Below are 20,285 nucleotides of genomic sequence, written 5' to 3' on the forward strand. Positions count from 1 at the left end.
ATATTTATGTAGCTCTATTCACACCAACGCCCTTGTTTTTGCATTATCAACAATAAATGCGCGGCACTCCACGAGAAATTAGGCGCGCCTTGTTGTTCGCCCGTCAAAGGATTGTAATTTTCGCGAATAGGGGCACTTGCCAATAAGCCATCAGCATGAGTAAGTAGTTGCTCACTGAGTTGCTGCGCTTTTTCACAGTAACCGTAATGGCTCATGCCCACCAAACCAAAATACAGCTGATCAAGCCATACTCGACCTCGCCAATAGATATCTGCACCAAAAGCAGGGTTGCTCAAAGCCGCGCTGCCAAGTGGTACGTAGGTATTGAACTCTTTTTCATCAAGCATTACATCAACCACTTGCTGCGCTTGTTCAACCGTGGCTACTTGATTAAATAGCGGCGACCAGCCTTCAGGGCCTTTGCCGCGCTTAACTAACGGCTTGCCTGCACAGCCACTTGCTAACGGTTGTGCTGCTATTTCAATGTCATAATAATAGCCTGTTGTTTTATCGAACATACATCGATTTATATACGCTCTTAGTTTGGTTGCTTGTTTTAAAAAATAACTCGCTTGGCGCGGATAATTCAGTTCTTTAGCCATTTTACTTAAATAGCGATTATCCGCTGCCATATAGGATGCCTGATCGACTGATTCTTGCAGTAATGAGTAGCCAATCAAACGCCCAGATTTATCAAAATTTTCGGCAAAACCTACATGCCAATCAGTGGCGTTTTCGCCATTTTTTATATACCTGTCGAGTTGTTCACTGCTGATAAAACCAAACACCGCTGCATCATCTCGGCCCGACTCCCACGATGCCGCCGTTTGCGCAGGGATCTTTATCTGTTTTTGTGGATGGGCAATAAGCTGATCCTTATAATTTTCAAGACCACTTTGCGCAGCCCAACCCGTTGCTGTTTGCATCTCAAAGCGTAATTTACCGTCATCCGTTGTATGAGCCTTATCAACTGTTGCGCCATACTCTGGCACGCCATTGCCATTGTGATCTCGATTAGTTAGCCACCAGTTTCTATAGCTGACCAACTTTGGGAATATTTCCGCAAGCCACTGCTTATCATTTGTGTATTCATAAACTTGCCACACAGCCCAAGCGGCTAAACTGGGTTTAGTATTACGTTCGTTCCAGTTAGTCCCATCACCACCCCGTTCAGGGCTTAAATTATAAGCCACTAAATCAGGAATAAACCCTAAATCCCACGGTCTTACAGCATCATTTGCTGTTATTTGGTGCTCAAATACCGCATTGAGATTTTGCTTTGCAAGTGCTGGGTGAAAAGTCGCCAGGGCAAAAGCGTGCTTATAACTATCCCACGGCCAAGTTTGATTACCGGAAAACCAGCGACCTGTCACGGCAGGACTTACGGTATCAAAGCCCACAGCACCGGCTTTAGAACGCCAATTACCAATCAAGGTTTCAATACTTTTTACCGCCAAGCGTTGATGAATGTGATCATTATTTACAATAGGTAGAGTTGCTTGTTTGATATAATGTTGCCAACGTTTTTTACTGCGTGATAGGTAGTTCTCTGGTTGCTTTAAAATATCAGCAATCTTGGCCTGTTCGCTCGCTTGCTCTTGACTATCAAGTAGGTATGAGTACGTAGTATAAAAAGTATGATTACCAGCAATATTAGTGTGGCTGATATAGCTCAGGTTGTCGTAAGTGGTGTTAACTGGCAATGTTTTATGTAATTGTAGCTGTGAGCTACCCGAGGTGAGTATCTGCCCAAAAGCACGTACTTTACCAAAGCTCAACGTTATACTATTTTTTGTTGCTTGCCACTTTGGCTGTAATTGTGGATATACCGCAAACGGTGAACGCGCATCATTTGACTTGCCATCTTTAGCACTCAAATGACTAACAAGCTGCCCTTCGAACTGCAGAATAAGTGGCTTAGATGTGATAATTTGGGTTTTCACCAAAGACGTACGATTTGTAACAAAACGCAAGGTCAAGTTGATTTCCACCCCGTCACCTCTAAGCTCTTGTACTAAAGCTCCAGGCAGACTGTACGCCTGCATTGTGAGCTTAGCTTTATTAGCATCATTAATTTCACCACCTTTATAAACAGTGAGTTTTTCAAAATATGGGGCTACGAAATTGAGGTATTCTTCGGTGATTATGGCAGGTCCTGTAAAAGCGCCTGCATTTTCACTGCTTGGCAGTAAATGCCCATGCCATGCACCTAAGTCAAATAATGGACTAAAGCGTTGATGATCGCCTTGCTCAAAGTCTTGCATGTAATATGGACTTCCCGTGCGATCAATTAAATTTTTATAATGACTATTTTCACCGCTCACTGGGTCATTTGCTGTGGCTTGTAAGCTCAACATCAGCATGGCAGCTATTAAAATAAGTCGCTGTTTAAGTTTCACTGTGGGTATCCTTATTATTTCGCGCTAGAAGGTAAAAACCAAAGCCAGTGAAAAGCGCGATCACTGCAAATAATAGCCACATGAGTGCCGGACGTTGCAGCTCTTTCACTAAGTAACCATAGCTCCAACCTGATAAAAAACCAGCAAATAAAAAACCCAGCGCCATAGATACAAAATAATAACCCATAAACATTGCAGCGCTATCTTTAGGGGCTATACTGGCAACATATTCTTGGCTTTTTGGCGAGGTGAGCATTTCACCCAAGGCAATCAATAAAATAACCGTGATCATGACCGCCCCGCCCAGTTGCGTCATTAATAAACCCGCGCTCATTAGCAATAACACTAAAAAGGCACCCGCAGTCACAATCAAACCACTGATCAAAACCGATATCACCTTAAATCTTTGGCATTTTACACTAACGATTATTTGTAATAATACTATGGCCGCAAAGTCTAAATTAATCAGGTACTCGGGATTAACTTGTCGGTAAACCAGCCATTGCTGGGCAAGTTGTTTACTTTGTTGCAGGGTAAAGTCGCTAGTGGCTATTTGCTCAATAAAAAGCGCTATTTCGCTCACTGGCACGTTTACTTTTAAATGCACTAATTCAAGGCGTATTGCTTCAAGCTCAGTGCTCGCTAAAGGTGATGAAGATGCATAATTAACTGACAAAAGCTGAATTTTTTCACTCAATGCTCCACTATCAACAAACGCAAAAAAATCCACTGTTGATTGACCAAAGTAACTGAGTAAAACAACTAAGTCTTGAGTGTTTGTATAATCGCGTATAAACAACGGTAAAGTGTAAAATAGCTGATTATACACAGTCCAAAACCCTGTCAATATGGCTAAGTACAAGGCAAAATTACGGTTACTTACCCGCACCGGCTGTAAGTGCCATTTATGGCTTTGCTTAGTACTGACACTTTTATCCCACAACCAGTTTGTCCCTAACCATAGAGCAATTAATACAAAAGCTTGCGTATAACTGAGCCAACTCACGCCTGCGGTCATTAGAATAATCACACAAGTAAATAACAACAATGCAAAGCGGCTGTTGCCTAATACTTGTTGAGCTTGTTGAAATACCTGCTTAAGGCTGGTATTTGCTTGCGAAGATGGGGTTGCTTCGCGATAAAATAGCAGCGGAATAAAGTTAAGCAAGATCCACACGGCCGACATTACAAATACCGCATCCCAGCTGATCGCACGCATATAACCGGCGACTAATGGGCCAATAAAGCCCCCCAAATTAACCATAGTGTAAAAAATACCAAACCCTAGGCCACGGTTAGTATCATTCGTGCTGCGACTTATAGTACCAACCACGACAGGTTTAAAACACGCCGCGCCAAATGCCACCAACATTAAAATCATAAAGAACGAATTAAAGTCCGTTACTTGGCCTAAAAAGTAGTAACCTGGCGCCATAATTATAAAGGAAATTATAAACAGCCTTTTATAACCATACCGATCAGCCAGCGCGCCTGTTAACACCGGTAATAAATATAAAAAGAAAGGAATAATACCTTGCACAGCACCACGCTGTGCATCATTGAAGCCCACCCCACCTTGTTCAACTGGGGTAGTCATATAGACAGATGAAACCGCAAAAAAGCCATACCAAGCTAAGCGTTCAAAAATTTCCATGGTGTTTGCAATATAAAAAGCTAAACCAAACCCTCGCCAACCTTGGCTTTGCTCACTTTTAGCGCATGGCTGTGCTGTTGATTTTAATTGTTGATTATTATTCATAGTTTACTTTTATTATCAAAGGCAGTATTTTATATTGCATACAATATACAAATAAAACAACCGTCACAATGAAAAACTTATCTCTCACACTCATTACATTACTGCTCATAGCTTGCCAACCACACAAAGAGGTTAGCTCAGCCAGTAATGCCGCACCTGCGTCAACGCTTGCAAAACAAGCAACCTCCCTTAAGGCCGATATAACCGTACAAGGCTATACCAGCACATTACAAAACATAGATATTAAGTTCTTAGGTAAGACCATCCCCTACACCTACAGCGATGGCAAAATTGGTAATAGCCGAGGCTATGATTGGTGGGTAAGTAAACACTTTGCGCTGAAGAGCGATCTACCAAAAGAAAAAGTAACGCTTTATTTAGAGCTTTTAGAAATGGCTTATCCACACTATGTTGCGCTATTCGGTATGGAGCCACCTAATATTGAACGCCAACGAATAGCCGTGGTTTACGGCAGTAGCCGTGCAAGGGTGCGTGAAGCCATGCTTGATGATGGTTTTTTACGGGGCGTTCATAAAACCGCGGGCGGCGAAACCATGTTTTATAACCGCGCGGGATATAACTTCCCAAGCCATCGTGAGCACCACCAACGTTATATTGTGATTCACGAAACCATGCATGCTTTTCATATGGCTTTAAATGGCCACTCAACCTGGGCACCTAATTGGATCACAGAAGGCTTAGCCGATTCTGTGGCTCACCATGTTTACGATCCAAAACAAAAACAACTCACTGTAATGGTGTTCGATCGTGCCCCTATGAATTATATTGAAACAGGTTTAAAGCAATATTACAGTGCTAATAAACCCACTATTGAGCAAATAAACGATGATCCCGCACTCAAACGCGGACTTAATTTCTTTATAATTCATTACCTTTTAAGTTCACCAGAGCGTGCTCTTTACTTTGCTTCATTCATTGAACAGCTTAGACTTGCAAACCCTCACAGCGAAGCCACTCTATCCACCGCTAATTCATTACTTAAAAAAACCTTTAAAGATTGGCAAGCAGTAGAGCAAGGCTTTGCAGAGTTTGTGCAAAATATAAAACCCAGTTTTCATATTGTATCAGGCCCGTGGGAGCAAAATGGCAACGCATATTGGCTTCGCAACACTGATAGCAGTGAACGTGCACGATTAGATATAAATCCAGCCAACACGGCCACTCACCCTATCATGGATTTCCCTGCGCCGGCCCAACATCCACTGATTAATCTTACAGATCAAAACCATGTTGCAGCATTAATTGAGTTTGAGCCATCACATATTCACAGAGGTGAAATTGGCATAGCGCTTCAAAAAGAGCGCAGCAAGCATAACCAACAATACCGGACAACATTTATAGGTGAAGAGCATGCAAATGAAGATCAATTCCTTGCTCTCAACGTTATTGACGGTGAACATATCTTGATCACGGCCAGTAATATCGATGAATTTGCAACATTGCAAATAGCTTTAGCACCGCAAATTAAACACGCAATTGCGAAAAGCGGTGTGCTTGGGCTAAATATTGCTATAGAGCAATCAATGCTCAAGGTTAGTGTGAAAGCTGAAAATAGCAAAATAGTTGAGCAGTCGTTTTTAGTGCCTTTACCCACCAGTTTAGCTGCAAACTTAGATGCTAAAAATATCAGCTTATTAAGTAAAAATAACAACCATGCAATCACCCCCTACCTTTTTGTAGAAAATTCAATAGAGCTGTCACCTTCTAACTCAACGCAATTAACTAACCCTTGGTTGTTTGAAAACGACAGCCTACTTAGCCGAGCCTTTCAAACCTGTCAGCAACATAGATCTCAACTAGTAAACTGTGACACTGAGCTTAGCGATCTACTAGCAAAAATACCGTCGCGTGATCACCATAGCCGTGTTGAAACCGAGTTAAATTTCATTATGGAGAACTATAAGAAGCGCTTAAGTAATAATGGATTCAAAACGTTGTCAGGAGTAAATACACATATTTACTTTAATGAGCAACAAGCATTTTTAAGGGTGGTTAACCCAAGCAATTCAGCGTTAAGCATATCAGCACAGGTAAGTTTTACTAATAATGATGCAGGGATCATCAGTACACAGCAGATTGACCAAGAGTTACCCGCTGGTATTCATAATCTCGACTTAACCTACCCCAAAGACGCAGATGCGATTGTAATTGAGCAGCATCTACAATGGCAATCACTTCACTATAGTGCAACTTTACAGCAATCGACAGTGCCTTTTAATGGTGTAACACTCAACATTACACACACACAAAGCGATACAGGAAGTTGGTTATTCAATGCTACATTATCAGGTCCTTATTCAGGTAAAACGTCTGGCAACTTAATTTTATCAGCTAGCTCTTTTACACAAGCAACTGCGGTAAACTCACAGCAACAAACAGTTAAAATCGCCCCTTATGAACATAAGAACTACCGCTTTGAATTAGCACCAAATGACACTTTGGATTTAGTAACGATTACCGCCCTTTTAGATGTTGATGGTGAAGAAATCAAATTAGTGAAATATATCAACTTAACACCGTAATACATAACTAAAGTGCTTGAAGCGTTTTAGGGTATTAAACGCTTCAAGCACTACTGCTTCATTAACCTGTGTCATAACAACAAATGTATTATTTTGTTACTTTTGTTCAATATACCATCAGCTAGCCGAATTCCCCCTGCCTGATCATGTACCTAATTACATTAAGTTATTTAAAAATATAGAAAAATTAGGATTTAAAGTGTAAGTTTAGGTATATTGATTTTGGTCATAATTACGGATATGATAATGGCTATCATTTACAATTACCATTTCGGACACTCTGTATGAATTCATTATTTAAATCAGCAACAACGTTAGGTGTAAGCCTTCTTTTAGTGTCAACATTTGTTGCACAACCAGTCCTTGCTAATGGCCCAATTGGCGAGCATGTTAATCACCTACAAGCGAATATTAAAGATTACTCTGAAGAAGTTGAATGGATGATCGGTAAAGTCGACACCATGGTAAGCGCTTACGAAAGCAAAGGCGCAAAAGCAGTAAATAGCGATGATTTAATTGAATACTGGGAATCAGTAAAGTTTCACAGTGCTATTGAAACTAACTATGTGCCAGTTTACGCATCGATTTGGCAAGGTATTTATGGCGTAAAAATGGCTATTGATGACAACAAGCCAGCAAGTGAAGCTCGTAAACAACAAGCAGCGATGGATTCTGCATTGTGGCAAGGCCTAGGTGCTGTTAAACTTGCAGCACAATTTCAACAAAAAGGCTTGCTAGATAACATCACCACAACGGCAACCGAAGGCATGACACAAAGTGCCACCATTGATGAAATCAAACATAAACTTGATCGTGTAGTTGCAAAATATGCTGAGCGTTTAAGTGATGAAGCAACGAGCATTGTTCACGATACATACCTTCACTTATTTGAAGGTGTTGAAGGTACACTAATCGCAAAAGATGCGAAACTAGTTGAAGTACTAGAAAAAGATTTTAACGTAACCTTGCCTAAAGCAATCGCGGACAACAAAAGCGTTGACCAAGTTCGCGACGTGATCGTTGATATGCAAACAAAATTAGACCGCGCTAAGGTATTACTTGAAGAAGCCGAAAAAGCGCGTAAGGATGTATTTTAAGTGAAGCGTAGGACCTTTATACAAGGCCTAGCTGCGTTAGGGGCTATTGGTTCTTTACCATTGCCTCTTTCTCACGCACTAGCTGCCAGCATAGCAAACCCTGTATCTGTTGATGACTTACCAAAGCTAAAAGGTCAACTGACTTTATACTTAGGCCGTGGTGAAGGTGGTTTGTACGAAAATGTGCTGCAAGCAATTGAGAATAAAAATCCTGATTTTAAATTAAACATTCGCCGCGGGCCTACTGCTGCTTTAGCAAATACCATTGTTGCAGAAGCAAAAGCAGGTGTGCGTAGAGCTGATTTATTTTGGGCTGTGGATTCGGGCGCTATTGGTTTAGTGTCAGATGCCGGTTTAGCTCAAGCACTGCCTAGCGATCTATCAGCACAGTTACAGCCGCAATTTCGCTACAAAGACTGGGCGCCAGTAACTGGGCGTATTCGAACACTTCCATACAACACCGCTCGTTTAACTAAAGAGCAAATTCCTAACAGCATCATGGAGATTGCTGATAGTGATTTAAGTATTGGTTGGGCACCGGCTTATGCATCCTTTCAATCATTTGTAACGGCCATGCGTATCCTTGAAGGTGACGATAAAACAGCCAAATGGCTGAAGAAAGTCAAAAAACGCGCTAAAACCTACGCCGGTGAACTAGGTGTAGTAATGGCAGTTGAGCGCGGTGAAGTAGATATTGGTTTTGCAAACCACTACTACACATTGCGATTAAAATCAGGGAAACCGGACGCTAAGCTTGATCTTGCATTTACTGAACAAGATGCAGGTTGTTTAGTCAATGCTTCGGGGATTTTAGCGTTAAGCGAAGATCCGCTGGCAACCAACTTTATGCGATACCTGTTAAGTACTGAAGTGCAAGGTTACTTAGCCCGTGAAGCCTATGAAATTCCGCTCGTTAATGGCGTAGACCAACCAAAAGGACTGCCTTCTTTAGCAAGTGTTTCGCCTCCTAAAATTGACCTTACTCAGTTAGCTGATTTACGGCCAACTATAGACTTGATGCGTAATAGCGGCGTATTGTAATGCGATTACCAGCTTCTTACCCAATGGCGCTGCTTGCAGCGCTCATTACCTTGACCCCTATTTTTATTTTAATAACGCTGGCAACTGACGCCAGCTCTTTTTTTGATAGCCATAATCTAAAAATTCTTGGCAACACCCTCTCCCTCATGGTGCTCACCGTCATTGGTTCAATTTTAATTGGCGTGCCTTTAGCTTTTATTAGCGCCTACGTGCAATTACCCTTTAAAAAATTCTGGCTGGTATTTTTTGCCGCTCCTTTAGCAATTCCCAGTTATATTGGGGCGTTTACTTTATACGCGGCTTTTGGTTCTGGTGGAGAGCTGCATAACTTACTTGGCATTGAACTGCCCGCAATGGATGGATTAACTGGCGCAGCCATTGTAATGACACTGTATACCTTCCCGTTTGTAATGATGACGACCCGCTCATCTTTGCTTAGTTTAGATGCAAGTATGGTTAATGCAGCCCGTACTTTGGGTATGTCGATGACCGAAAGTGTATTTAAAGTTATTTTACCGCGTGTAGTAAATGGGATCGCAGCAGGCTCGTTACTTGTAGCACTGTATACTTTGTCTGACTTTGGTACTCCTGCCATGATGCGCCTCGATACATTTACGCGAGTCATCTATGTTGAATATAATGCCTTTGAACTGAGTCGAGCAGCCATGTTGTCACTGCAATTATTAGTGATCGTTGGTTTTTTACTGTTGATTGAATCGCAAATCAAAACGGCCAGCGAGCGCCATGGCAAAGCATTAACTTTATTCCCAACTAAATGGCAACTCGGCGCTATGTTCGCCACTTTTGCGCCTGTACTGCTGTTAGCCATCGGCTTACCTTTAGCTATTTTTTCGCTATGGCTTGCCCGCGATGGTTTTAGCGCATTTGATTTTAGTATTGCGTGGAACTCTGCTTATGCCTCCGCCATCGCAGCTGTAGTGGCTGTTATTGTCGCAATACCTGTTGCTCATGCGGCGCTTAGCGGTAAAACAGGCCGAGTTATGGAACGTGTAACTTATTTTGGTTTTGGTATTCCTGGTATCGTCATGGGTACCGCATTGGTGTATGGCGGCCTGCAACTACCGTTTTTATATCAAACACTGGGGCTACTTATTATTGCCTATATGCTACGTTTTCTGCCGCTGGCTGTCGGCTCGGTGCGCACCAGTACCGAACACCTCGATCCTAGTTTAGTTAAATCAGCACGGGTTCTTGGTGCCAGTCCACGAGAGGCATTTACGCGTATCACCTTGCCACTGACTATGCGCGGTATTATTGCCGGCGCTGCATTGGTATTTTTAGAATCAATGCGCGAATTAGAAGCCACACTATTGCTTGGCCCAACTGGGTTTGAAACGCTATCAACTTATTTATGGCGTGTTTATGAAGCAGGCTACTTTGGTCGTGCAGCTATCCCTGGCCTATTGTTAGTAGTGATTTCTGCTTGTGGGTTAGCTATTATGATGTCTGGCGAAAAACGTAACCAACTCGAACACTGAGGATTGAAATACACATGCTATCTGTAAGCCAGTTGTCTATAGATTATGGCACCAACCGCGTAGTAAGCGAGCTAAATTTATCACTCGAAAAAAGTGAAATCCTCATGCTAGTAGGCCCTACAGGCTGTGGTAAAAGTACCATTTTGCAAGCACTTGCTGGACTAATCCCAATCACTGAAGGAGAAATAAACTTAGGCAAATGGCGGGCAACGCCAAAGCTTACTGTGCCACCTGAAAAACGCAGTGTGGGCATGGTATTTCAAGATTTTGCGTTATTTCCGCATTTAACTGTTGAGCAAAATATTTGCTTTAGGTTAAAAGACACCGCAGTAGCCGATCATTGGATCACGCTACTTGGTCTTGAAGCGTTCCGTAATAAAAAACCGTCAACCCTTTCTGGCGGTCAAAAGCAACGAGTTGCCCTTGCGCGTACACTTGCCCATCAGCCCGATTTTGTTTTACTTGATGAACCACTGTCAAATCTTGATGCCGCATTAAAAGACATGCTGCGCTGGGATATTCGCAATGCGCTTAAAAAAGCTGGCGTGCCTGCTATTTGGGTTACCCATGATCAAGAAGAAGCCTTATCTATCGGTGACCGTGTGGGGGTTTTACAAGCTGGTAAAATTCAACAACTCGATACTCCCGAGCACTGCTTTAGCATGCCAAGCAATCGTTTTGTGGCGCGATTCTTAGGAGAAGCGAGCTTTATTCAAGGTCAATTTAATCAAGGTATAGCCCGTACAGATATCGGAAATGTTCCGGCACACGGTGTAGACTGCGAACACGGTGATGTAGACGTATTATTACGTCCCGATGACGTAGTTTTAGTTCAAGGTGAAACTGGCAATAACGGGGTTGTAGTATGGGTTCGCTTTGAAGGTGGCAGCCGTTTATGCGCCGTTGAGCTTGATTGTAAAACACAGGTTACGAGCCGCGTAAGCCATGAAGTCGTCGTAAACCCTGGCGATAAAGTACATGTTTCGTTAAGCACGTCTCACCCATTAGCTGTTTATAAACGCGAACAATAAAACGAAAAAAGCCCATGGTTATGGGCTTTTTGATCATTTTATTTGACTGTTATTCGCGACAGCCTTGGCTGTTAAAATCAACCACCAAACTGGCACCATTACTATTCCCTGCCACTTTTAAGTAGCCCCAATATTCATTTTGACCGGAGATAAAAATACACTCTGCGTTACCGTTATTAGTTGAATGCGCTACTTCGTTAGACCCATTTGGCCAACCACTTGCCGCATAGCTTAAACTAATATCACCACTGCCATTTGCGGTAGTGATTGCAATGCCACTTTGGCTTTGCACATCGGCAATACTAAACCACATAGGATCCGTGTTTCCTAAACAAATCACTTCACCATCATTTAAACGGCCACTACTGCGACTCCCTTGTGTAGCACATACATCGGGTACATTCGCGGTTGCTTGGGTAAACGACGCTGTTAGCTGAACATTATCAAACGCATTGTAACCGCGCAGCATTATTTGGTATGTACCTTGTTGGGCTGGTTCAATAACACATTGCTCATTATTGCCACCAAGATAAGGGCGACAATCGTAAATAGCTTCACTTGGTGTGGCTTCATAACTAACATATAAATCTGCATCACCTGTGCCGCCTGCAATATTAAAGGTAAGCTCACTTGCACCTTGCGGCACCTCAAAAGTGAAGTACTGCAGTTCGTCCTGCTGGCCACTCACATTAATTGATTGACCATTTTGAAGTATATCATCTCCACCACTACTACTTTGCTCGATACTCGCAGTTGTCGTTACAGATATACTTGCACCTTCGTTATCAACGACCGTTAGACTAACACTGTATTCTCCGGCACTGGTATAAGTGTGCAGTGGGTTTGCTTCATTAGATGTACTGCCATCACCAAAATCCCATTGGTAACTTACAATAGAACCATCGCTATCTATACTACCGCTGCTAGTAAAGCTAATTTCATTATTTTGTACACCGGAATAAGGGCCATTTATTTGTGCTGTGGGCGTACTATTGGTTGGAGTGCCTGCAACAAAATCATCACACCATTGTACAAATTCATTCTCGTAACTGTTAGCCCATTGGACTGTTTTAGCTTTGTAAGCACTCCAATCACCCACGCGAGTATGAGCAAGCATGGCATTTACTTCATCGTTATGGCGTTCAAACATAAAACGTACCGCTAAGTAACCCCAACGGTAAATTCGATCTTGATCAAAGCCATCATAAGTAGTGGCAAAAATCTGTGCGAGTGTAAAACGTGAGCCATCGCTAATGGTCGCTTTTGCTGCATCGTTGTTATTTAAATTTGCAACGTATTCTGCAACACCTTCAGACCACCACACAATATCTTCTGTGGGTGAGTTAAAATTACCATATAAATCAAAGCGACCATCCAAGTAATGCACATATTCGTGCTCTAAGTTCCAAACATAGTGCTCGGCGTTGGCATAACTTGCTTCATAGGCAATAAAGTTTGCTTGATTACCTACAACTGATGGATCGCCTTCTAAATACATCCCGCCATTATTGGTGTTAATACCAAAAATAGCGCCTGCGTATTTACCATAATCGTCGCTGCTATCAAATATATTTACTTGTAAAAAGCTGTTGTTGTCATCTGCAACAGGCGTGTTGTTAGTAGCGAGCTTAGTATGAAATAATCCCTCTTCAGCGCCCATTGCGTCACACGCTGCGGCATGCTGAATGGCGGTCATGTTTTGTGAGCGAATTTTAATGGTACTGCTACAGCTATAACTTTGCGACAAGGCTTGTGCAATTAAATCATCAACAAAGCCACATATGCCATAATCATTACAATCAGCGTAGTAGCTTACTGAATCTGCCGCTGCAAGCCATACCGCGTCGCCATAGCCAAAGCTGCTATAGGTGCTAAAAATTGCCTTTAAGCCGTTATCAACAGAGGTTTGAATGGCGGTATTTGAATACTGTTTTAACCTTGCAAGTTCACTGGCTGCATTAACTATTAAGTATTGTGCATCAGAGCCAATCATCCATTGCTTTTGCGTAAATGCACTGAGTTTAGCGACTAAGTCAGTATCTGTGCCAACAGCTGTAACAAATGCATCATTCCACTGCCCGCGATAAAGCAAAGTAAAAATGCCATTTACTGCGCTGCGCATATTCCATTTTGCAGCATAGCTTTCGTTAAAACGGGTTAGCCACTGTTTAACAACACTCAAGTAACGATGTTGTTGGTCAGCACTGTCCATAGTGATGATCACTTCAGAAAGGGTTTTGCCGTGACCATCGTTATCATCATAAAAATGGCTATTATTAACAAACGCGTCAATTGCATCAATAACTGCGGGCGTTACCCATGTACTAAAACTGACACTGTCGTTATAAAATTCAACATAAAAGCCAGCACGTAAGTATAAAAATAACGCCTCTAACTCAATATCCCCACCGCCAGCGTAAGTCTGTGAGAGCGACTTAGCATGATTGGCTACGGCATACATATTATCAGAGCTAAATACTTGCCCCTGAATTGACGCAGAAGCACTAAAAAGCTGATTAACACAACTCGTTCCTTGGCTTTTTAGCTCAGTAATAATGCTGCTAGTGCTGGCAGTAGCAAGTGCCGTTAAGTCACAACTCACTGTGGCTGCCTGACTACGCATCATCATATTAGTTAACTGTTGCGGTTGTGTTTGTAACTGAGCAATGGGCGCTTTGTCATTATGATGGTGCTCAACACCATGATGGTGAGCACGATCGACAATCGCTGTTTGTGGCGTAAATAGACGCTCATTAGTGGTGTTTGCAAGTGCAATCGTACTTGCTCCAAGTATCGGTAGCGCCAGAATCAATGTATTAATTTTCATAATTTACCTTTGATAATTTTTATTATCTCAATCCAGAACGGGTTATTGAGGATGCAATTTGTAACATTTAATTATCATTGTATACAATATATTTTATATAACATTAACGAATATCAATATATTGGTTTTAGCAAATAAATAAAAAGTAATACTTTACAACTACATTTAGGCTGCTGCTAAAAACCTGAAATATACTTATAAAAGAGGGAGTAACGGAGGGGTTCACCTAAACGCTGGTTAAAACATTAAACACCTTAACCAAAGTTCCGATTCAATGTGGTTGTGTATTAGGATTTTTCTTTGGTACTCATAAACTGTTTAAATTGCTTTATAGGCATTGGTTTACCGTATTTCCAGCCTTGACCAAACTGCACACCTGCTATTTTTAAAATAGCTTCTTGCTCTTGAGTTTCAATGCCCTCAGCAACACAGGTGTAACCAAGTTTGCTCACTAACTCCATAATATAGGGGATCATTGAAGCCTTTAATCCAGCAGTCGCAATATCTTGTACAAAGGTGCGGTCAATTTTAAGTTGATGAAAACTTAAATTTTGTAAGTTAGCTAAATTCGAGTAACCCGTACCAAAGTCATCGATTGATAACGTAAACCCCGCATCGGCTAAACTTTGTAAGTGGCCGTGGGCAATATTTGAATCAAGATACTCATCTTCGGTGATCTCTAAACAAATACTAAATCGGGACGCTAACAATCCAGGCATCTGTATCAACTCTGACAATTTACCTTGTTGAACATCATAGGGGAAAATATTTAACGAGACTTTAAAGCCATCAGGCAACTGAGACGCCTCACTCAATTCATCTAATATGGTAATAACCATTGCTTGGGTAAATACCCAAGTTTGTTGATGCTTACGAATTAAGGGAATAAATTCATCGGGAGTAAGCATGCCAAATTTGTCTTTAAATCGTGCTAAGACTTCACACCCTATCACCTGCTGAGTTTGCAAATCTATGATGGGTTGGTAAGTCCAATAAAAAGACTGATGATACAAACCTCGACGCACCCTACGCCATGTTGAACGTTTGGTCGCCATATAATAACTTGCCAATAAGCCCGCTGATAAGCCCGCTAACACACACAATGCAAGACAGATTAAAAACAGCATACTTTTTTGGCTAATGTACTCCCGCCACGGGGAAAATACCGCAACACAATAATTCGGGGTCACTTGACTACACACCACTAAGCTCTCATACGGCAGTACCATTGAGGAACTTATTTTTTCGTACAGGCCTTCGACTCCAGTCAAGTGGTTAATCGTTTGCTTAGTTTTGAAAAATACCTGCCAATTTTTAGCGCGCACGCTGTGCAAGTCAATTTTGGCGGGTTGAATAATAGCGTTGTAATTATGTTGGCGCACAATAATAGCCTGCATGATGCGCTCAGGAAATAAAATCAGAGAAAATGCAGGAGCGAACCTAACTCTGACACCATCACGCTCGATATAATCAGGCGCTTTATCGTTGAGTGGCGTTGCAAGTAAACCGTTTCCCGCTGTGCAAACTAATTTATCGTTTTTAAAAAAGCCAATATCGATCAAATAAGTGGCATCAAATAATGCTCTTCGCATAGCCAATAATGTGGTGTCATCGCATTGTGTATAATTTAGCGCATTTAAAGCTGACAGTAACTTTTCACGTTCTGTATCAACAGCCTCAACATGATTGATTAATAAAGCTGCATCCGCTTGTATTTGATAGTTTAATCGCTGTCCCGCTAAGATAGCCATAATAACAACACCAAAAATACACACCAGAAAACCGACTAACCCTGCAAACAATGATTTTTGTTGGTACTTTTTCATGAAGGCTACGTCACTATCCCATTATTGTTGTTATTATCGTATTTTGAAGTTTAGGTTAATTGGTGAGTTTTAGCTATACTAGCTTTTAAGTAAATAAAATTTATTCGTTTAAAATCAAATTCATTACCAAATCAGTAACAACTAAAAACAATACTTTTGGGTTAATATCAAAACAATACAAAAACAATACTTTTTTATTAATAACAATAATAAGAAACGACCTTCTACCGCTTCTGCCTAGTGTAATTAACACTTTGATTTAAATTTAAATATGTTAATTTATCGACTATATCAAGTTGGCTATTTCTGAGAGCGGTATGAGTAAAAAAAATCATTGGACATTAAAAAGCATCGCCAAAGAACTCGGCGTTTCAAATGCCACAGTTTCCAATGCCTTTAACCGCCCAGATCAACTATCAAAAAGCCGACGCGAGTCAATCTTAGCCGCTTGTAACGAGCTTGGATATTTTGGACCAAATAAAGCAGCACAATCATTACGCCGTGGTAAATTTAATATTGTCGCACTGGTACTCCCCGACAGCATTGAGTATATGGTGTCAGACCCTGTTGCCAGCAGTTTTATGCGTGGCGTGGCGTCCATACTCGAAAAAGACGGTATCAATCTTTTATTATTTTCGGGTAACAGCGATAGTCTAAATAGTGTCATTGATTTTGTTGATGGCTTTATTTGTTATGGTCGCCCGCGTAATCAATCATTAGTCGAACAGCTAAAAACGGTGCCTAAGCATGTGGTTACTGTTGATTTTGATATAGATAGAAATGCCTCAGTTAATATCAATAATGAGCAAGCAAGCTACGAAGTAGCAAAACATGCTTTACACAATAAACACGATCAGGTTGCAATACTAGGGCTGCGTTTATTGGATGAAAACGTACTGTGCCGTGTCTATGATCACCATGAATGTGAGGCCGGCCAATCTATAGCTCACCAACGTTTACGTGGTTATCAAAAGGCACTAACTGAGCTTGATATTCCCATTGCAGAAGACCGCATTTGGAATATTCCTGAAAGTAGTGAACGCTTTGCAAGTATTGCAGCTAAAGAAGCTCTTTGTAGCTTACCTCGCCCTAATGTAATGCTGTGTATGAGTGATTTAATAGCCCTTGCAGCAATGCGTGAAGCTTTGAAGTTAGGTTTAAAAATACCCGAGGATATTCGGATCGTTGGATTTGATGGTATAGATGAAGCACAACGGTTTGTTCCCAAGCTAACCACTATCCACCAAAACAGTGAAGAAAAAGGCGCTTTAGCCGCCAATTTATTTATTACTAAAGAAGAACAAAAAGCACTTATTAACTACGAGTTACAATTAGGCCAAAGTGGCTAATAAGTGCCTTAATTAAACTAGCTTAATAAATCGCTTAATGATGTGGTTATTTGTTCGTTTTCATTTTGCTCAATGATTAAAGCTTCGCGGCTTTCGAAGTTAACTTTGAGCTCTATTGCTTGCTCACCTTGCTGCCATTTTAGGCTACAGCAATTACCACTACCTGCAACATTAAACTCTCCGTTAAACGCACTGCGCGTATTACGGATAGTGATTAATTTTAGCAATCCTTGTACAACCGGTTTGGTCAGTGACTGGTCAATAATATTCGCATCTAAATAAGGACGGTTAATATCACGACCGACATTAGATGTTGCCAGCAATTCCATATCGTTTTCACACGCGAAAAGTCCGCCGTAGTAGACCTGAGGTACACCTGGTGCAAAAAATTGTATGGCACGAGCTAGCAGATAATCAAAGTCACTTGTGCCTAATGCATTATAATACGTACAATTTACTTGGTATAAGTCGACATTGCTGGCAGCTGCGCCTGTTGCTTGACGACTTTGATCGTGACTATTTGCATGAATCGTCTCAACCAAGTTATCTATTTGTGCTGCATTTAGTAGCCCCGCTTTATCACCCATTGGCCCTGCATCTATGATGCCTATACCATCATGGGTATCCAGAACCGTTAAACAGTTTCGAGGTGAAATTCCTAACCATTTCACCAACGCGTCACTGTTGTTGGTAAATAAACTATGTAAAATTAGCGGCGGTAAGGCAAAGTCGTAGACCATGTTCACACGTTTTGCGACTTCAACCTGAGTTTGATAATGGCTATGGATCTCAGCAATTGTTTCCATCCCCAATTCATTCGCTTGAGCTGAAAGTTTATCCAGATAATCAAATGTTTGATCAAGCATAAAGCAATTGGTACCCGCTTTTTTTATCGCATAGCCTGCTGCATCTAACCGAATAATATTTACGTTATTTTGCGAAAACTTTGTCAACACATTATCTAAATATGCAATCCCCGCACTAGACTTAACATTTATATCGATTTGATTGTCGGTAAACGTTGTCCAAAACTCATACGTTTCCCCGTCTTCACAGGCTATTGGCGTGAAGCAACTACCTGGGCGCGGGCGATAAATAGCTTGTTGTTCAGCGTCGCTCATACCTTTAGGGAAAACATCTTCTTTTGTTAAAAACAAATCCCAATAAGCTGATTTTTTGCCATTTTTTAGCACGTCTTTAAATTGAAAAGATTGCGCTGACACATGATTAACAATCAAATCAGCCATCAAATCATACTCTTTACCTAGAGTTTGAATGTCTTGCCATGTACCAATACGCTCATCAACAGCGCTATGATCAATTGGGTCAAAACCGGCATCACTGCCATCAATCGGGTTATAAAAAGGTAATAAATGCACCCCACCAAAAACGCCTTCAAGGGGGCCATTAAGTAAGTCAGTTAAAGCGTTAATGTCTTTACCCGTAATTCGATCTGCGTAAGTGATCAGTTGAACTTTATTCTTCATCATGTGTAAATACCAAGTTGAATCTTAATCGATTAAGATATATCTTTAACTACGAAACCAATTTTTACAAGAAGTTTTTACAACTTTGATACAAAGACGGGCTAGTTAAACTATGATTTAGTAATTAATCTATTGAGTTAATTACTAAAATGCTTAACTACCTGACGAGGATATGAAGATGAACAACACACACACACTCGTTAGCAATACATCATTGCAACACATACGCTGGTTAACATATATGATGTTTTTTATGTTTGCCATGACCTCAGATGCGGTTGGCATGATCATCCCAGAGTTAATAAAAGAGTTTAATTTAAGTATGACACAAGCAAGTGCATTTCATTATGCACCTATGGCCTTAATAGCCTTAAGCGGCTTATTTTTGGGATTTTTAGCCGACAGTTTTGGACGAAAACAAACCATCATGCTTGGCTTATTCATATTTTCTATTAGTTGTTTTCTGTTTGCGATAAGCAGTAGTTTTATTATCTTCGTGATACTTTTATGCCTTATTGGTTTGGCCATCGGCCTTTTTAAAACGGGCGCTTTAGCTCTGCTCGGTGACATATCACACAGTAACAATGAACACACTAAAACCATGAATAAGGTCGAAGGTTTTTTTGGCATCGGCGCTATAGTGGGCCCTGCTTTAGTCAGTTTTTTATTAACTCAGCAAGTCAGTTGGACATACTTGTATATTATCGCTGGTGTTATGTGCTTAATCCTCGCAGTACTGGCATGGCGTGCAGAATACCCGCCCGTAGTTAAAAGCGCAGAAAAACCGACCTCATTTACCACAACCATGAAAATGGTTAAAAACCCTTATGCTTTGGGCTTTTCACTTGCTATTGCATTATACGTTGCAACCGAAGTGGCTATTTATGTATGGATGCCAACTCTATTAGCTGACTACACTGGTTCTTGGACCTTAATGGCAACGTACGCTTTAACAATTTTCTTTATCTTACGCGCTGCTGGTCGCTTTATTGCCGTTTGGCTGCTTAATCGCTTTAGCTGGCAAAGTGTTATGGTTTGGTTAAGCTTAGGGATTGCCCTTTGTTACGTGGGTACATTGATTGGGGGAGTGAATGCAGCAGTCTTGCTATTGCCTCTTTCTGGCTTGTTTATGTCTATGGTCTACCCAACTCTTAACTCAAAAGGTATTTCATGCTTTGCTGTACAACAGCATGGAGCGGTTGCAGGGGTTATCCTCTTTTTTACAGCCCTTTCAGCAGCATTAGCCCCCTTATTTATGGGTATGATCAGTGACATGTTTGGTCATGTAAAATATGGCTTTATTCTCGCTACAGGGTTCGCCGTATTATTATTTATAGCCATGCTGTATAACTATTTTAAAGATCCTTCGGCAGCGGCTTTGCACCAAATCAGCTCCGTAAAAGAATAATTTGATGTAAAAAGCATCA

12 protein-coding genes are annotated in these 20,285 nt (G+C 41.2%); 7 read left to right on the top strand and 5 right to left on the bottom strand.

Features of this window, described 5'->3' with window-relative positions:
- Positions 1–14: 14 nt before the first annotated feature.
- Entirely contained in the window at positions 15–2,399 is a 2,385-nt protein-coding gene (ygjK, locus tag PHAL_RS0103590) for an alpha-glucosidase (protein ID WP_016707050.1), read from the bottom strand.
- Positions 2,389–4,158 carry an MFS transporter gene (locus PHAL_RS0103595; protein WP_016707051.1) on the bottom strand — a complete coding sequence of 590 codons (1,770 nt, stop codon included), beginning with the start codon at positions 4,156–4,158 and terminating at the stop codon, positions 2,389–2,391. The genes ygjK and PHAL_RS0103595 overlap by 11 nt, the downstream gene beginning before the upstream one ends.
- A 68-nt stretch (positions 4,159–4,226) precedes the next feature.
- Between PHAL_RS0103595 and PHAL_RS0103600 the strand changes: the two genes are divergently transcribed.
- The 5 genes from PHAL_RS0103600 (at position 4,227) to PHAL_RS0103620 (ending at position 11,369) form a co-directional block, all read left to right on the top strand.
- Entirely contained in the window at positions 4,227–6,701 is a 2,475-nt protein-coding gene (locus PHAL_RS0103600; RefSeq protein ID WP_016707052.1) for a hypothetical protein, read from the top strand.
- A gap of 284 nt (positions 6,702–6,985) precedes the next feature.
- Positions 6,986–7,798, top strand: coding sequence for a hypothetical protein (locus PHAL_RS0103605; RefSeq protein ID WP_016707053.1), 813 nt, complete (start codon positions 6,986–6,988; stop codon positions 7,796–7,798).
- Positions 7,799–8,839 (top strand): extracellular solute-binding protein, encoded by a 1,041-nt coding sequence (locus tag PHAL_RS0103610; RefSeq protein ID WP_016707054.1) that lies wholly within the window; start codon positions 7,799–7,801, stop codon positions 8,837–8,839. It abuts the gene before it with no gap.
- A complete protein-coding gene (locus tag PHAL_RS0103615) occupies positions 8,839–10,338 on the top strand; it encodes an ABC transporter permease (RefSeq protein WP_016707055.1) in 1,500 nt (499 codons plus the stop codon). The genes PHAL_RS0103610 and PHAL_RS0103615 overlap by 1 nt, the downstream gene beginning before the upstream one ends.
- A 14-nt stretch (positions 10,339–10,352) precedes the next feature.
- Positions 10,353–11,369 (top strand): ABC transporter ATP-binding protein, encoded by a 1,017-nt coding sequence (locus tag PHAL_RS0103620; RefSeq protein WP_016707056.1) that lies wholly within the window; start codon positions 10,353–10,355, stop codon positions 11,367–11,369.
- Between the two features lie 49 nt (positions 11,370–11,418).
- Here PHAL_RS0103620 and PHAL_RS0103625 read toward each other — a convergent pair whose 3' ends face one another.
- Positions 11,419–14,196: a collagenase gene (locus tag PHAL_RS0103625; protein WP_016707057.1), complete on the bottom strand. Its 2,778-nt coding sequence runs from the start codon at positions 14,194–14,196 to the stop codon at positions 11,419–11,421.
- 287 nt (positions 14,197–14,483) lie between these two features.
- Positions 14,484–16,022, bottom strand: coding sequence for an EAL domain-containing protein (locus PHAL_RS0103630; protein WP_016707058.1), 1,539 nt, complete (start codon positions 16,020–16,022; stop codon positions 14,484–14,486).
- Between the two features lie 317 nt (positions 16,023–16,339).
- Here PHAL_RS0103630 and PHAL_RS0103635 point away from each other — a divergent pair, with 317 nt between their 5' ends.
- Positions 16,340–17,371: a LacI family DNA-binding transcriptional regulator gene (locus PHAL_RS0103635; RefSeq protein ID WP_016707059.1), complete on the top strand. Its 1,032-nt coding sequence runs from the start codon at positions 16,340–16,342 to the stop codon at positions 17,369–17,371.
- A gap of 17 nt (positions 17,372–17,388) precedes the next feature.
- Here PHAL_RS0103635 and gtfA read toward each other — a convergent pair whose 3' ends face one another.
- Positions 17,389–18,861, bottom strand: a complete 1,473-nt coding sequence (gene gtfA / locus PHAL_RS0103640; protein ID WP_016707060.1) for a sucrose phosphorylase — start codon at positions 18,859–18,861, stop codon at positions 17,389–17,391.
- Between the two features lie 175 nt (positions 18,862–19,036).
- On the opposite strand from gtfA, the gene PHAL_RS0103645 reads away from it, so the two are divergent.
- Positions 19,037–20,266 (top strand): MFS transporter, encoded by a 1,230-nt coding sequence (locus PHAL_RS0103645; RefSeq protein ID WP_016707061.1) that lies wholly within the window; start codon positions 19,037–19,039, stop codon positions 20,264–20,266.
- The last annotated feature ends 19 nt before the right edge of the window (positions 20,267–20,285 follow it).

It is taken from the genome of Pseudoalteromonas haloplanktis ATCC 14393 (assembly GCF_000238355.1).
GTDB lineage: Bacteria > Pseudomonadota > Gammaproteobacteria > Enterobacterales > Alteromonadaceae > Pseudoalteromonas > Pseudoalteromonas haloplanktis.

Coding starts and splice junctions, on each gene's coding strand:
- PHAL_RS0103635 (WP_016707059.1), top strand. CDS start 16,340: ATGAGTAAAAAAAATCATTGGACATTAAAAAGCATCGCCAAAGAACTC.
- PHAL_RS0103645 (WP_016707061.1), top strand. CDS start 19,037: ATGAACAACACACACACACTCGTTAGCAATACATCATTGCAACACATA.
- gtfA (WP_016707060.1), bottom strand. CDS start 18,861: ATGATGAAGAATAAAGTTCAACTGATCACTTACGCAGATCGAATTACG.
- PHAL_RS0103630 (WP_016707058.1), bottom strand. CDS start 16,022: ATGAAAAAGTACCAACAAAAATCATTGTTTGCAGGGTTAGTCGGTTTT.
- PHAL_RS0103605 (WP_016707053.1), top strand. CDS start 6,986: ATGAATTCATTATTTAAATCAGCAACAACGTTAGGTGTAAGCCTTCTT.
- PHAL_RS0103620 (WP_016707056.1), top strand. CDS start 10,353: ATGCTATCTGTAAGCCAGTTGTCTATAGATTATGGCACCAACCGCGTA.
- PHAL_RS0103600 (WP_016707052.1), top strand. CDS start 4,227: ATGAAAAACTTATCTCTCACACTCATTACATTACTGCTCATAGCTTGC.
- PHAL_RS0103615 (WP_016707055.1), top strand. CDS start 8,839: ATGCGATTACCAGCTTCTTACCCAATGGCGCTGCTTGCAGCGCTCATT.
- PHAL_RS0103595 (WP_016707051.1), bottom strand. CDS start 4,158: ATGAATAATAATCAACAATTAAAATCAACAGCACAGCCATGCGCTAAA.
- PHAL_RS0103625 (WP_016707057.1), bottom strand. CDS start 14,196: ATGAAAATTAATACATTGATTCTGGCGCTACCGATACTTGGAGCAAGT.